The sequence below is a fragment of the Frankia sp. CoBUL1 genome (assembly GCF_978021245.1).
Window position 1 is genome coordinate 1 of sequence record NZ_CDXDOS010000005.1, and the last position, 14,326, is coordinate 14,326.

The 14,326-nt window shown below is 71.0% G+C and carries 10 protein-coding genes and 1 pseudogene; 6 read left to right on the top strand and 5 right to left on the bottom strand.

Features of this window, described 5'->3' with window-relative positions:
- Positions 1 to 261: 261 nt before the first annotated feature.
- The 4 genes from AC08OX_RS01290 to AC08OX_RS01305 all read left to right on the top strand — a co-directional run bounded on the left by AC08OX_RS01290 (position 262) and on the right by AC08OX_RS01305 (position 6,199).
- Positions 262 to 1,467 carry a glycosyltransferase family 4 protein gene (locus AC08OX_RS01290; protein WP_476606109.1) on the top strand — a complete coding sequence of 402 codons (1,206 nt, stop codon included), beginning with the start codon at positions 262 to 264 and terminating at the stop codon, positions 1,465 to 1,467.
- Between the two features lie 1,409 nt (positions 1,468 to 2,876).
- Entirely contained in the window at positions 2,877 to 3,752 is an 876-nt protein-coding gene (locus AC08OX_RS01295; protein WP_476606141.1) for a TylF/MycF family methyltransferase, read from the top strand.
- A 45-nt stretch (positions 3,753 to 3,797) separates the two neighbouring features.
- Positions 3,798 to 4,580 carry an arsenate reductase/protein-tyrosine-phosphatase family protein gene (locus tag AC08OX_RS01300; RefSeq protein ID WP_476606110.1) on the top strand — a complete coding sequence of 261 codons (783 nt, stop codon included), beginning with the start codon at positions 3,798 to 3,800 and terminating at the stop codon, positions 4,578 to 4,580.
- Positions 4,577 to 6,199: a Gfo/Idh/MocA family protein gene (locus AC08OX_RS01305; RefSeq protein ID WP_476606111.1), complete on the top strand. Its 1,623-nt coding sequence runs from the start codon at positions 4,577 to 4,579 to the stop codon at positions 6,197 to 6,199. Before AC08OX_RS01300 ends, AC08OX_RS01305 begins: the two co-directional genes overlap by 4 nt.
- A 113-nt stretch (positions 6,200 to 6,312) precedes the next feature.
- Here AC08OX_RS01305 and AC08OX_RS01310 read toward each other — a convergent pair whose 3' ends face one another.
- Positions 6,313 to 8,127 carry a putative bifunctional diguanylate cyclase/phosphodiesterase gene (locus AC08OX_RS01310; RefSeq protein ID WP_476606112.1) on the bottom strand — a complete coding sequence of 605 codons (1,815 nt, stop codon included), beginning with the start codon at positions 8,125 to 8,127 and terminating at the stop codon, positions 6,313 to 6,315.
- Between the two features lie 618 nt (positions 8,128 to 8,745).
- A complete protein-coding gene (locus AC08OX_RS01315) occupies positions 8,746 to 8,901 on the bottom strand; it encodes a hypothetical protein (RefSeq protein ID WP_476606113.1) in 156 nt (51 codons plus the stop codon).
- Between the two features lie 345 nt (positions 8,902 to 9,246).
- Here AC08OX_RS01315 and AC08OX_RS01320 point away from each other — a divergent pair, with 345 nt between their 5' ends.
- On the top strand, positions 9,247 to 10,125 hold the full coding sequence (locus tag AC08OX_RS01320) for a glycosyltransferase family 2 protein (protein WP_476606114.1): 879 nt from the start codon (positions 9,247 to 9,249) through the stop codon (positions 10,123 to 10,125).
- Here AC08OX_RS01320 and AC08OX_RS01325 read toward each other — a convergent pair.
- Positions 10,104 to 10,853, bottom strand: coding sequence for a class I SAM-dependent methyltransferase (locus tag AC08OX_RS01325; RefSeq protein WP_476606115.1), 750 nt, complete (start codon positions 10,851 to 10,853; stop codon positions 10,104 to 10,106). The genes AC08OX_RS01320 and AC08OX_RS01325 overlap by 22 nt on opposite strands.
- A gap of 120 nt (positions 10,854 to 10,973) precedes the next feature.
- Here AC08OX_RS01325 and AC08OX_RS01330 point away from each other — a divergent pair, with 120 nt between their 5' ends.
- Positions 10,974 to 12,182, top strand: coding sequence for a glycosyltransferase family 4 protein (locus AC08OX_RS01330; RefSeq protein WP_476606116.1), 1,209 nt, complete (start codon positions 10,974 to 10,976; stop codon positions 12,180 to 12,182).
- Between the two features lie 92 nt (positions 12,183 to 12,274).
- Here the strand turns inward: AC08OX_RS01330 and AC08OX_RS01335 are convergent, their stop codons facing one another.
- Positions 12,275 to 13,453: an RNA polymerase sigma factor gene (locus tag AC08OX_RS01335; RefSeq protein ID WP_476606117.1), complete on the bottom strand. Its 1,179-nt coding sequence runs from the start codon at positions 13,451 to 13,453 to the stop codon at positions 12,275 to 12,277.
- A 40-nt stretch (positions 13,454 to 13,493) separates the two neighbouring features.
- Positions 13,494 to 14,326, bottom strand: a pseudogene (locus AC08OX_RS01340) (DNA primase); the annotation flags it as partial.

Here is a 14,326-nt window from a genome sequence, read left to right on the forward strand (position 1 = left end):
CCCGGGCCCCACCGGCACCCGGGCCCCGCCAGCCGGCACCCACCACCCGGCACCCACCACCCGGCACCCACCACCCGGCACCCGCGATCCGCGGCCCACGACCCACGACACGCGACACGCATCTACAGACAGTTGCTCTGTTAATACTTTGAGTGACAGGGTCGGATCGATTCGTACTGGCGCACGGCCCACCCGGTCCGATCAGCGGTCATTGCGAGGAGGAACAGCCGGCTCATGACCTCCGTCCCCAGGTCGACGACGGTGGCAGTCGTCGTATCACACGCGATCCAGCATTTCGCGCCGCTGTACCGGGCGTTGACCGAACACGAGGTGGATCTTCGGGTGCTCTTCCTGTCCCGATCGGGCCTGGAACGCTACTTCGACGCGGATTTCGGCCTCGACGTGCAGTGGAAATCGGACGTCGTAACCGGTTATCACCACGAGTTCATCGCGGACCTGCCGCTGCGCCCTGGCTGGCGGCAGCCCGACGTCACCCGGCAGATGGTTACCCGGACCTGGGCGGCCCTGGACCGACTGCGCCCCGCATGCGTGCTCGTCTACGGATACCGGTACGCCCATTCCCTCGCGGCGCTCGCCTGGTGCCGGCGACGAGGCGTACCCGCCCTCATGATCAGCGACAGCGAGCTCCTCGGCCAGCGAACCCCAGCCGTCCGCGCCGTCAAACGGCTCACGCTGCCCCACCTGATGCGTTCAGTGAATGCATTCCTCACGATCGGCGACAACAACGAGGCGTACCTGGCCCACTATGGAGTCCCCGCCACCCGCATGTTCCGCACGCCGTATCCCACCGATGAGACGGCGCTGCGGGCCGTACTGGCGCATCGGGACAAGCATCGAACGGCGATCCGCGCCGAGCTGGGCATCGCCCCGGACGCCCTTGTCGCCTTGTTCGCCGGAAAGATGATCTCTCGGAAGCGCCCCTTCGACATCGCGGACGCGCTGCGCATCCTCACCCGCGCGCCCCGGGGTCCGGTCGACCGGGAAATCATCGTGATCATGGCTGGGGACGGAGTGCTGCGCGCCGCTCTCGATGCGGTGGCCGCCGAGCTCGGCGGCGCGTTGCGGATGGTCGGATTCGCCGACCAGGAACGGCTCCCCCGCCTGTACGCGGCCAGCGACCTCTACCTGCACCCCGCCGAGCGGGATCCGCATCCGCTGGCGGTCAAGGAGGCGGTGCTCTGCGGCCTGCCGGTGGTGGTCAGCGACCGGGTGGGCTCCACCGGCCCGACCGACGACGTCCGTCCCGGCCGCAACGGCCGGGTTCACCCGGTCGGCGATGTGGACGCGCTCGCACGGATCCTCGGGGAGCTACGCGCGCGCCCCGACGTCCTGGCCAGGATGGCCCAGGAGTCGGAGAAGGTGATCGGCGACATCGAGCTCGCCGCGTCCGTGGACGGCTTCCTGCGCGCCGTTGCCCATGTGCGCGACACCGCTCGGCGCGGATGACCAGAGCCGTCAGCCGCCGGGCCGTCATGACCGGCCCGCTCACGAGCCGGCTTCCCCGCTCCACCGTCGCCGTGCTCGCCGGCAACGCGGGCACGCTGGTCGTCGGGACCGCGACCGGAGTCCTGGCCGCCCGCACTCTGGGGCCGGTGGCCCGCGGCGAGTTCGTCGCGCTGCAGACCTGGGCGGGCATGCTCGCGATGGTGTTCGCCCTGGGTGTCTCCCAGACGCTGGTCACCGATGACGGTGAGGACCGCGCGCTGCTCGGCCCGCTGCTCACCCAGACCGTCGCGTCGGCGCTGCTCGCCGCGGTGCTGTTCACCGTGGTGCCGATGCTGATCACTGTGGGCCCGGGCCGTTCGGGCGGCACGGGAGCCGGGCGGGGACCCGCCTGGGACGCCGTCGCCGTGCTGGGCGCGACCTGCTTCACCGCCGCGGCCGTGGCCGCCTCCAACGCCGCCGGGCTCGCGCAGCGCCGCGGTCGGATGACCGGCGAGTTCCAGCTCGTCCGGCTGCTACCGGCGGCGGCGACACTGGCCGCGTTCGCCGCGCTCGCCGGCAGGGGAGTCCGCGATCCAGGCCTGTGGATGCTGACCCTCGGCGTGACGGCCCTGCTACCCCCACTCGGGTACCACGTGGCGGTGCTCGGCGGCCTTCCCGCCCTCGCGCGGCCGGGACGCCTGCTGCCCCGGCGCCGTTTCATGCGGTCCGCCCTGGGGGCCTACGGCACCGTCGTCGGGGCCCAACTCATCTACAAGCTGGACATGCTGCTCGTCGCCACCTTCCTGGCCGCCGAGCAGGTGGCCTTCTACGCCGTCGCCGTCGCCGTCGCCGGCGCCGGCACGACCGTCTGCCAGGCGACCGGCATGGTGATGTTCAGCCGGCTCCGCGCCCTGGTCGATCCCCGGCAGCGGGCCCGGATGGTGCGCCGCGCGGTCATCGCCACCGTCGCCCTCGCCGCCGCGGTGGCGGGCGCGATCGCCCTCGTCACACCGACGGCCATCCGCATCGTCTACGGCACGCGGTTCACCCCCGCTGCCCCGGCCGCCCAGGTCCTCGTGCTGGCGACCATCCCGCAGTCCGTCGACTACCTGCTCACCCATGTGCTGCTCGGGTTCCGTGCCGCCCGCACGGTGCTTGCCATCCAGGTCCCGGTCGCGCTGTCGACCGTGCTCGGCCTCGCGGCGGCGCTGCACGACGGCCGCCTGCCGATCGTGGCCGCGGTGTCGGGGATCACCTACACCGCCTCGGCCGTGTCGCTGCACCTGGCCAGTACCCGCCTGCTCGCCCGCGCGGCAGGCGCCTCACCCGACAGCGTCCCCCTGGACGGCATCTCACCCAACAGCGAACGGAGCCCGACGGCCCACGGCCCCATCCCCTTTCCGCGCTCACCCCTCTCATCAGGAGCCACGATGACCACGACGCCGACCGTCGCCCCGCACGACCCGACCGTCGCCCGTCACGACCTTTCCGATACCTCGGTGCGGTATCTCGATCTGCTTCGCACGACGCTGACCTGCTCTCTCTGGGATGGTCGGGACGGCGGTGCGTGGGAGCCGCGCACCGGCGCGAAGAGGATGCTGGTACGAGCCTTCCGCAGCCAGGGAATGGAAATCGTCAGGAGGAGCGCACCGGGCGCCCGGACCGACGGCCGGGACTGGCCACGGCTGGCGCTCACGATGACCGGCGACCGCCGGATGCGCAACCTCCAGGAGTGCGCCGAACGAGTCATCGTCGACGGCGTCCCAGGCGACCTCATCGAGACCGGGGTATGGCGGGGCGGCGCGTGCATCCTCATGCGCGGGGTGCTCGCCGCCTACGGCGTCCCCGACCGCACGGTCTGGGTCGCCGACTCGTTCGCCGGCCTGCCCGCGCCCAATCCGGGGCGCTACGCCGCCGACACCGGCGACCGCCACCACGAGTACGCGGAGCTGTCGGTGTCCCTCGAGCAGATGCGGGACAACTTCCGCCGCTACGGCCTGCTCGACGATCAGGTCCGTTTCCTGCGCGGCTGGTTCCGGGACACCCTGCCCACCGCGCCCATCGAGCGCCTCGCGGTCCTGCGCCTCGACGGCGACATGTACGAGAGCACCACCGACGCGCTGACGGCGCTCTACCCGAAGCTCTCCGACGGCGGCTTCTGCATCGTCGACGCCTATGGAACCGTTCCCGGCTGCCGGGCGGCGGTCGAGGACTACCGGGCCGCCCACGGGGTGACCGAGCCGATCATCGAAGTCGACTGGACCTGCGTCTACTGGCGCCGGAGCGAGCCCTCGCGGTCGCGCTGAGCTGGTCCGCGCCCCGCCGACCCCGGCGGAGAGAGGAGGAAAGGGATGGCGGAGGAAGGGATGGCAGTGCTGCGACGACCGTGGGCAGTACTGATGGTGTGTACCGGAAACGTCTGCCGCTCGCCCCTGGCCGAGCATCTCGCCGCCGCCCGGTTCAGCGCCGCGCTGGACCAGATCAGCCTCGGCGCGGCCGGCGCGCGGGCATCCGGTGGGACCGGGGGTAACGAGCCCTCCTCCGAGGGACGGCATCCACCCAGCCCCGCCGGGGACCTTCTGGTGAGCAGCGCGGGAGTATGCGCCCGGGCAGGTGAGGCGATGTACCCCCAGGCCGCGGCAATCCTGACATCGCGGGGGCTCGACCCGTCCGGCTTCCGGGCAAGGTTGCTGACACCGGACCTGGTCCAGGCCAGCGATCTGGTACTGTGCGCGACCCGCGCACACCGCTCGACGGTGGTGGGCCTTGTGCCACGGGCCATGCGCCGTACCTTCACCCTGCGCGAGTTCGGACGGTTGACCTCCGGAGTCCGCCCCGCCGACATCCCCCCGGGCGGGACACGGGTGGCCGGGGAGTATCTCGCCGCCACGGCCCGGCGGATCCGGGCCGCCGGCCACGTGCTACCGGCTGCCCTCGACGACCTGGCCGACCCCCTCGACGGCGGTCGGGACGCGTTCGAGAACTGCGCGCGAATGATCGAAGAGACGCTGTCACGGCCGATGGCCCTGCTGGCGGAGGCGTGTCACGAGCGACTGGCGGCCACGCCTACGGACCCCGCAGACCCCGCAGGCCTCGCGGATGTCCCGGTCGACCGGACCCCGGCACCGGGATGAACATCCTGATCGGGAACCGGTGGCTGGCCGGCTTCCTCGACGAGACCCCCCTGCCCGGCCACTGCCGGATCCACCCGGACATCTGGGTGACGCTGTTCCCCGTGGACGGTCAGTTCTTCGTCAGGGCGGGCAGCGGCCGGGCCCTCGCCGCCTACACCCGCGAGTTCGGCATCCGCGCGGTCGCCCGCAAAATGGCCAGCCGGCTGCGGGAACGCGACCGCAACCAGCGTTACTTCGGCGTGGGCCTGGGCACCCTGATCGAGGCGGTCCCACCCGTCGGCGGGGCGGCTTCGCCGACGGGAACGACCGTCGCCTTCGTCGCCCCCTGCCACCCGGCGTGCATGGAACGCGTCGTCCTGCATCAGGACCTCGTCCGCCCGGTGGGGCCGGGCGGCCCCACCGGCGCTCCCGCCGACCCACTCGGCTTCGTCAGCCCCGATCCGCCACCACCGCGATCCGCGGTCGTCTACCGGGCCCGGCCGGCGACCGCGTTCCCGGCCGTGGACGACACGCTCATCGGCTGGTCCCCGATGTCGGGAGCACCGGTGGGCCCCGGCGCCGTCGACCGTCTCGTCGCCTGGCTCGCAACCGAGTGGACCGGGGCCCGCCCCGGGGATCGTCCACTCGCCGGGGTCAGCCCGATCACGGAGAGCACCCGGCGCTATGGCCCGCCATCCGCGTCCGGACGACCCACCGCTGTCCTGTTCGGGTTGGGACACTATGCCAAGACGCAGATCGTCCCGCACGTCCGTGATCACCTCGACCTCGTCGGTGTGCATGAGATCGACCCCGTCCAGCTGGGCACCCGGCGACCGGACCGATGTTCCTGGGACACCGCGGCGCTGCTCCGGGACGGGGAACGGGCCGACGTCGTCCTCATCGCGGGCTACCACCACACGCACGCGCCGCTGGCCCGGGATGCGCTGCGGCTCGGCTCGGTGGCCGTCGTCGAGAAGCCCGTTGTCACCACGGAGGAGGATCTCGACCGGCTGGTGAAACTCCTTCACGCCGGCGGGCGCCTGTTCGCCTGCTTCCAGCGACGCCACAGCCCGATGAACGCCTGGCTGCGCTCCGACCTGCGCCTGGCCGACGGCAACGAGCCGCTGATCTACAGTGCCGTGGTGTACGAGGAACCGCTTCCCCGCCGGCACTGGTACCGCTGGCCGTCCTCACGCACCCGGCTGGTCAGTAACGGCTGCCACTGGATCGACCACTTCCTCTGGCTCAACGACTTCGCGCCGGTCCGCCGGAGCACGGTGGCCCGCTCCCGCACGGACACCTTCACGGTGTACGTCGAGCTGGAGAACGACGCGGTCCTCTCGCTCGTGCTGACCAGTGCCGGGGGCAGCCGGCACGGTCTGCGGGAACAGTCCCAGCTGCGCGCGAACGGCGTGACGGCCACCATCGTCGACGGTTCGCAGTACACCGCGGAGGCCGGGTCCCACATCCTGCGGCGGCGGCGAGTCAACCGGCTCGACAGCTACCCGGCCATGTACCGCGACATCTGCGCGGGCATCGTGGCCGGCGCCCCGGGCGAGGACGCACGGCAGATCGCCGCCGTCGCCGCGCTCACGCTACGGCTGGACGCCGCAGCCTGCCGGGATGGGCCCGAACCCTGATCATCGGAATCACGGACATCGGGGATATCGGGGTCCTGGCGCCGACGGCGCCCGGACCCCCGAATCGGACCGCCCTCACGGGCCCGGTGCGACCGCCACGCCATCGCCCGCCATCAGGACGCCGCAAGGTCGGCCGGCACCCGGCACCCGACCGCCCGCCGGGTTGCCGGTCCCGCCGCTGACGGCCGCGTGGGCGCGACGGCCTCGACCGCCGGTGCCACGATTGGGGAGATCGGGGACTGTGCCGCGCAGGTGTCGACCGGTCCCGCCACGGCGCGCAGCGCGGTCCCGGGATGGACGGCAAGCCTGCTGCCCCATTCCCGCAACCAACCGACGACTCGTTCCCCCGCCATCGGACGTGACACAAAGTACCCCTGGACCTCGTCACACTGCCAGGCGGCGAGAGAGGTCCAGGAACGCTGCGTTTCGACCCCCTCCGCGACAATCCGTAACCGCAGCGCATGTGCCAGGGAGACCGTGGACCGCACGATCTCGGCCGCGTCCGGATCGCGGTCGAGGTCACGCAGGAAGGTCCGGTCCAGCTTCACCTCGTCGGCCGGGAGTTCGCGCAGGTACGACAGCGAACAGAACCCGGTGCCGTAGTCGTCCAGGCTGACCCGCACACCGAACCGGCGCAGCCCCGCCAGGGTTCCCTGCGCCAGCTCCCGCGCCACGATGAGGGAGTCCTCGGTGACCTCGATGACAAGCGCCGAGGGCGGGAGCCGGTGCCGGGCGAGCGCGGCCCGCACCACGCCGACGAAGGCGCGGTCGACGATGACCGACGCGGGGACGTTCACCGACACCGCGAGCGGGGCACCCCGGCCGTGCCAGCGCGCGCAGTCGGCCAGGGCCTGGTCGAGGACCTGCACGGTGAGCTTCGGCATCAACCCGGCACGTTCGATCTCCGCCAGGAAGGCGTCGGGCTGCCGCACGCCGTCGACCGGATGGCGCCAGCGGACGAGGGCCTCCACACCGCTGATCCGACCGCTGCGCAGATCCGCCTTGGGCTGGTAACTCAGTTCAATCTGGCCGGAGTCCAGCGCATGGCGCACCTCGGCCCGCAGCAGCAGGCGGGCACGGTTGATCGGTGGATGGTCGCGGGCGTAGACGGTCTGCCCGTGGCGGCCCCCCTTTGCCAGGTACATCGCCTCCTCCGCGTGACGAAAGAGCTCCAGCGCGCCACGGCCGTGCTCGGGGGCATGGGCGATCCCCACGCTCGCCTCGGGCCGCACCGGAGTTCCCGCGAGTGGAACGGGCAGTTCCAGCACCTCCCGCAACCGCCGAGCGACCTGTTCGGCCCGGGCCACGTCGGCGCCGCGCAACAGCACGGCGAACGCGTTGCCGTCCACCCGGGCGAGCAGATCCGATCCGGACAGCGCTCCGCGCAGCCGGCAACCCACCGTGGCAAGCAGGCGGTCCCCATGCTCATGCCCGAGCGCCCCGTTGACATCACGCATCCGATCGAGATCGATGAGCAGCACCGACACGGACGTCGCGCCACGCGCCCGGTGCTCACCACCCGTGAGACAACGGCTGGCGACGTCGAGGAAGTACCGTCGGCCCGGCAGCCCGGTCAGCTCATCCACCACGCCGCGCCGCGGCCACGCACGGCCCACGCCTCCCCGGGGATCCCACGGCTGGACGTCCGGGCCGGCTGAACCGGCCAGACCGTTCGCGTCGGCCGGACCGTTCGGACCCGGCCAGACCGCCGCGGCGAGGATCGCCACCGCGATCGACAACGCCGCGGCCGCGAGCACCACGCACGACAACGCGACCGGCGACGGCGCGGGCCCGCCCCATCCGCCGATGAGACAGAGCAGTCCCAGAAGCAGACCCAGCGCACCCCCCATCAGGGCGGCGACCCCCGAGACCGGCCGGACCAGCATCGACCGGGGCAACACCGACCGGAACAAAACTGACCGGACCATCGTCGCTCCACCCGCAGCGCATCCATGACCTGGACGAGCACGCGGACCGACATCGCCGGTCCGCGTGCTCCCGGGGGCAGCCGTCCCCGCCTCGACCTCGTGGCGCAACCACCGGCGGCTACCCGACAGGCGGCCCGACGGGCGGCCCGCACCGCCGTGCCGGATCGTCGAGCCACGCCGTATCCGATCCCGCCCATTCATCGAATTCCCCCGAAGCCGATCCCGCAATGTCCTTGAGTGAGCTGCGCCCCTGGGCGAGCCGCCGCAGCCGGTCGAGGTTGGCCGCCCACGACGTCACCGCCGCCGGCATCACGCGTCTGGTTTATCCCCGCGCTATCCGAGCGTAACGTGCGCCAGTTCGCAGGGTATCCGATGCCCGACTTTCCACCGGCATCGGCTCGGTCCGTGGCCGCCGACACCGTCGTTGGCCAACCGCCGGGGAACACTAATCACCGTGAAGGGCACCGGCGAAATCCAAACCGTTGCCGCCCGGGACCACACCGTGTCCATTCCGGGATATCCCCACCAGGGGCGGAGATCGTACAGTAATCAGCTCCCTGCCCGGCACCTCAGCGGGTTCCCCGGGCATCGGACAGGTGGCGTCGAACCGAGTCGGCGCTACCACCTCAGATTCGGTGACGCGATACGCGTGGTAACGGTCTCGCACCTCGACGGGGAAGGGATCACAACCTTCAGCTCATCGAGACGACTAAACAGTTTTCTATATGCGGTCCGATGTCCGGCAACCATGACATTCCCCAGCTCACCGGGCATGGCGGTCCCCGGAATATGTCCGGGACCCGGCGCAGGACGGTGGCGGGGACACCTTCCACAATGGCCGGCGAATGGTTTGGACCGAATCGTGGGACACACCGAATCATGGAGCACGCAGTATCGCCGGCCCCTCGCCGGCCCCTCGCCGGCGCGTGCCGCCGGGAGTCCACCGGACCGGCAGGCCGGATGGGCGCGGGGACCACGCCGGCGGGTCACACCAGCACCCCACGCCTCACTCACCGTTACATGAAGAGGCACTTCTGTTACCCTCGATACTCATTCCGAGCCGTGGAGGCTCGTCGCCCGCCGGACCGGATGCTCTACCCGAGCGACGCAGGGGGTCCGATGAAGACCGTGGCGGTGATTGTCCACTGGGGTCCGCACCGGCCGACCGTGGAGCTTGCGAGACGGCTCGACGGCAGCCCCGTCATCGCCCAGGTGGCGGTGGTCGCGAACGACCGGTCGGACCGACCCGACCACCTGCCGGCCTCGGTCGCCTGGATCCTGCCGCCCCGCGACCTCGGTCTCGGCGGAGGCTTCCGGCTCGCCAGCCACGGCTACCCCGCCGCGCAGGCCTATCTCCTGATCGGCAACCACGTCAGGATCCCGGACCTGGCGCTACGCGCCTGCCTGGATCTGCTGGCCGGGACGAACATCGGCGTGGTCGCGCCCACCCTGGTCGACAACGACGGTCGGCGCTCGGGCCCGGCGCGGCTAAGCCCGGTCCTGGCGGCGCCGAAGGCCCGGCGTCCCCCCGGCGACCGCCCCCTGGCTGCCGACTGGGTCGCAGGCACGATCATGTTCGTCAAGGCGGACTGCCTGCGGCGGATCCCCCTGGACGGCCGTTACTACCTCGGGTTCGAGGATGTCGACTTCTGTTACCGCGTCCGGGACGCCGGATGGAGCGTCGTGGTCAGTCCGCACCGTGCACAGCGCGTCGGGAGCACGACCGTCCCCCGGCATGGCGACGCCTACTACGGGGTGCGCAACCGGCTCTGGTTCGCCCGGGTCCGCGGATGGCGGACCCGGGCCGCCTTGATCGCTCTGGCGACGGCGGTCGTCGTGCTACCCCGCGCCGTCGCGCTGGACATGCTCCTCGGGCACGGCACCCGGACCTCGGCCCTCGTCCTCCACGGCCTGCTGGACGGTCTCTCGATGCTTCCCCCGCCGGGAGAGGCACGTGACGACGAGCCGCGCGCCGCTCACTGGACAAGCTGGCCGTAGTCGGGCTGGTCACCAGACGGCGCGGACCGTTGCCGCACCACGGCAACGCCGGACGCGCCGATCCGGCGCGTCACCTGTGGCGCCGCGAGGAACAGCGCCTGCCAGGCGAACATGTTCGGCCACCGGTCCAGCACGCGGCGATCCCACCGCCGCACCAGGTCCCCGGGGAGCAGCTCACGGGTGCGCCACCACGGCAGACCACCGGTGGTGGCGGTGGCGACGATGCGCAGTCCGTTGTCCTCCAACAGCCGCCGGGCCGAGTCGACGGTGTAGAACCGCAGGTGGGTAGCGTCCATGAGACCGGTCTCGGTGTACTCAAACCGACCCCGCAGGAACAGTGCGCGCTGCCGGTAGTGCAGCACGTTCGGCAGCGCCACCAGGACCCGGCCGCCGGGTGCCAGCGCCCGCCGGGCCTCTACGAGCAACGGCACCGGATCCGCCAGGTGCTCGAGGATGTGGGAAAGCAGCACGAGCTGGTGACTTCCGTCGGGGACGAAGGGCAGCCCGGCGTTCAGATCGGCGAGTTCGACGTGGTCGCACTCGGCCGTGGCGGCGGCCCGCTCGGACGGATCAATCGTCACCCCCGTCACCCGCCAGCCCCGGGCCCGCAGCAGCCGCGCGTTGTCCCCGGCTCCGCACCCACAATCCAGCGCCTTACCCGCCGGTATGTCGATCAGATCGAGGAGAGACGGGTTACCACCGTTGCGGTACCGCAGATCGGCTTCCATACACGACCCCTTGTCGCCATCATCGGAGAAGCTACAGGCAGTCAAGAGAACTCGAAACGTTACTATGACACGCTTCGCAACACAGGACTAGCACCTGGAGAGACATTAAAATCGCTCTCCGTGCAGATCTCGCGTCGATCCACCGCCCCGACCGCCTCCCTCACCGATCGACCCGCCCGGGTTCTGCTGCTGAGCAGTTCCCGCGGCCTCGGTGGCGGGATCGAGCGTTATCTCTCGACGATCGAAGAGACACTGCGGGCCGGTGGGGCCGATCTCCTGCGGGTCGACATGCTGGAGCCAGGCGTCGAGCTGACCCCGGCGATCAGGGCGCGCTTCACATCGCACGCGCTCGCCGCGGCGCGCCGCTTCGGCCAGGCCGACAGCGTGGTCGCCGGGCACGCCAACCTCATCCCTGTCGCGGCGGCGGCCGTCCGGCTGTCCCGGGCCCGTCTCGGCCCGGTGCTGCTCTACGGCACCGACATCTGGGGCATGCGCCGCACCGACCGCGCGATCCTGCGCGCCGACCCGCTCCTGCGCCCGGTCACGATCAGTTCCTACAGCGCCGGCGCGCTGTCGACGCTGGGTCTGGCGCCCATCCTCCGGCCGGGCATCTCACCGACGTGGCGGGCGACCCTGCTGGCCGAGGCGAACCGCCGCCGGCCGTTGTCCCCCGTACCGACCATGCTGAGCGTGTTCCGGCTCAGTGACTGGGTGGGCAAGGGTGCGGGGGTCCTGCTGGAGGCCGTGGAGTCCGTCCGGGCCACCCTCGGCCCGGTCCGGCTGGTGTTCGCCGGGCAGGGCCCGGCACCCGGGGCCCTGCATGAGCTGGTGTCCGCGCACCCCGACACCGAGCTGCACGAGTCCCCGACCGACGACGCGTTGGCACGCCTCTACGCCACCGCCGACCTGTTCGCGCTGTGCACCCGCACCCGCTCGCGCGGGCCACGGATCAGCGGCGAGGGCTACGGCATCGTGCTGCTCGAGGCGCAGCTCGCCGGGTGCGCGGTGGTCGGACCCGCCTCAGGCGGTAGCCACGACGCCTACCAGGACGGCGTGACCGGGCAGACGCCGATGGACGAGTCGGCGCAGGCGCTGGCGGACGTCCTGCACGGCATGCTCGCCGACCGAGCGCGACTGGCCCGCGTCGGCCGGCACGCCGCGGAGTGGGCCGAGGCCGCCACTCGGCCCGACGACTACCTCCGCACGGTTTTCACCGCCCTGACCGGACGGCTACCGACCAGCGAGGGCCGGGACATCCCGGTCCAGCCCACGGGCACCGGAACCCGGCGGGGGGCGCCACGGGCCGATGCTCCCACCGGATCGGCGTGACTCCCGGATCCGGATTACGAATATCAAATATCGACCAGAGACAACCATAACGCTATCGGCAGCCAACAGCCGGAAATGGTTGCCGGTCGCTCCTACTCCAGGTAGTCGCGCAGCTTCTGCGACCGGGAGGGATGCCGAAGCTTGGACAGCGTCTTCGACTCGATCTGGCGGATGCGCTCCCGGGTGACCCCGAACTCGCGCCCGACCTCCTCCAACGTACGCGGGTGCCCGTCAGTGAGCCCGAAGCGCAGCTGGATGACCTTCTTCTCCCGGTCGGACAGGGTGTGCAGGACCGAGTCGAGCTGCTCCTGAAGCAGGATGAAGCTGGCCGCGTCGACCGGGACGACGGCGTCGCAGTCCTCGATGAAGTCGCCGAGGTGGGAGTCCTCCTCCTCACCGATGGGGGTCTCCAGCGACACCGGCTCCTGTGAGACCTTGAGGATCTCACGCACCTTGTCCGGGGTGAGATCCATCTCCTTGGCGATCTCCTCCGGACTCGGCTCCCGGCCGAGGTCCTGCAGGAGCTGCCGCTGGATGCGGATCAGCTTGTTGATGGTCTCGACCATGTGCACCGGGATGCGGATGGTGCGTGCCTGGTCGGCGATGGCCCGCGTGATCGCCTGCCGGATCCACCAGGTGGCGTAGGTCGAGAACTTGTAGCCCTTGGTGTAGTCGAACTTCTCGACCGCCCGGATCAGGCCGAGGTTGCCCTCCTGGATGAGGTCCAGGAACAGCATGCCGCGCCCGACGTACCGCTTGGCGATCGAGACGACGAGACGCAGGTTCGCCTCGACCAGCTTGCGCTTGGCGATCTGCCCGTCGCGTTCGATGGCCTCGAGGTCCCGCCGCATCTGCGGGGAAGTTTTCTTGGTGGCCACCGCCAGCTTCTCGGATGCGAACAGCCCCGCCTCGATCCGCTTGGCGAGATCAACCTCCTCCTCGGCGGTGAGCAGGGGGACCTTGCCGATCTCCTTGAGGTACATGCGCACCGGGTCGGAGGTCGGCGCCTTGAGGGCGAGCTCCTCCTCCTCGCGGCGACGGCGGGCCAGCAGATCCTCCTCGTCGGGGCTCTCACCTCCCGCCTCGAGTACCTCGATGCCCTCGTCGTTCAGCACCTGCAGCACCGTCTCGGCCTGCTCCGGGGGCAGCTCCGCGGCCTGGATGGCGACCGTGACATCCTCGGTGGTGAGGAACCCGATCTCCTTGCCCCGGGTGATGAGGTCCTTGACCTCGTCCACCTGGGCTTCGCGGGGTAGGACGGTAGGACTCATGGGCGGAATCTCGTCACTTCCTTCTCGGGATCGACCCAGGTTACGCGGCACCTACGCCCCGCTCCCGGAGTTGATGCTTGTGCTGCTCCAAAGCGATCAGCTCGCCGAATGCACGACGAAGGGCCTCGGCGTCGGTCACCCCGTTGAGCCGCTGCACACGCGACTTCAGGTCCGTGATCCGACGGGTCACATGCAACTCCTGTACCCGCGACATCTGTTCGTCGACATAACGATCATCCACATCGTGGTCGCACAGCACCCTCTCCACTGCAAGGGCAGTGACGAAGCGTCGCAGCTCCTCCTCCGAAGCCGCCGCGGTCAGCTCGGTCACCCAGGTGGTGACCTCACCGGACCGCGCCAGCCCCGCGCACACCCCACCGGCCTCGGCGATGAGGTCACGGACGGCACGGTGCGCGGGAACAGTGAACATCTCCGGAGCCAGCGTGTCGAACATCGGGCCCGCCAGCCCGGGATACTGAACGGCCAGCTTGAGCGCCTCACGCTCCACGATGACCGCCGCGTCATCGGCCCCCGCCCCGCGCCGACGCATCGGCGCGGAACGGGCACCAGCCCGCTCGCTCCCCTGCCTCGACCGGTGCTCGGCCACCCGGCCCACCACGAACCGCTCGTCGAGGAAACCCAGCCAGCGGTCCAGGTTCACCGCGTACCGGTGCCGCAACGCGGCGTCCTTGAGCCGGTTGACCAGCGGCGCGGCGGCGTCCAAGGCGGCGAGCCGGCCCTCGGTGGTGTTGAGGTCGTAGCGGTCGAGCACCCCGCGGATCGCGAACTCGACCAGCGGCACCCGGCTGGCCACCAGATCCCGCACGGCGCCGTCGCCGCCGCTCATCCACAGCTCGCAGGGGTCGCGGCCGG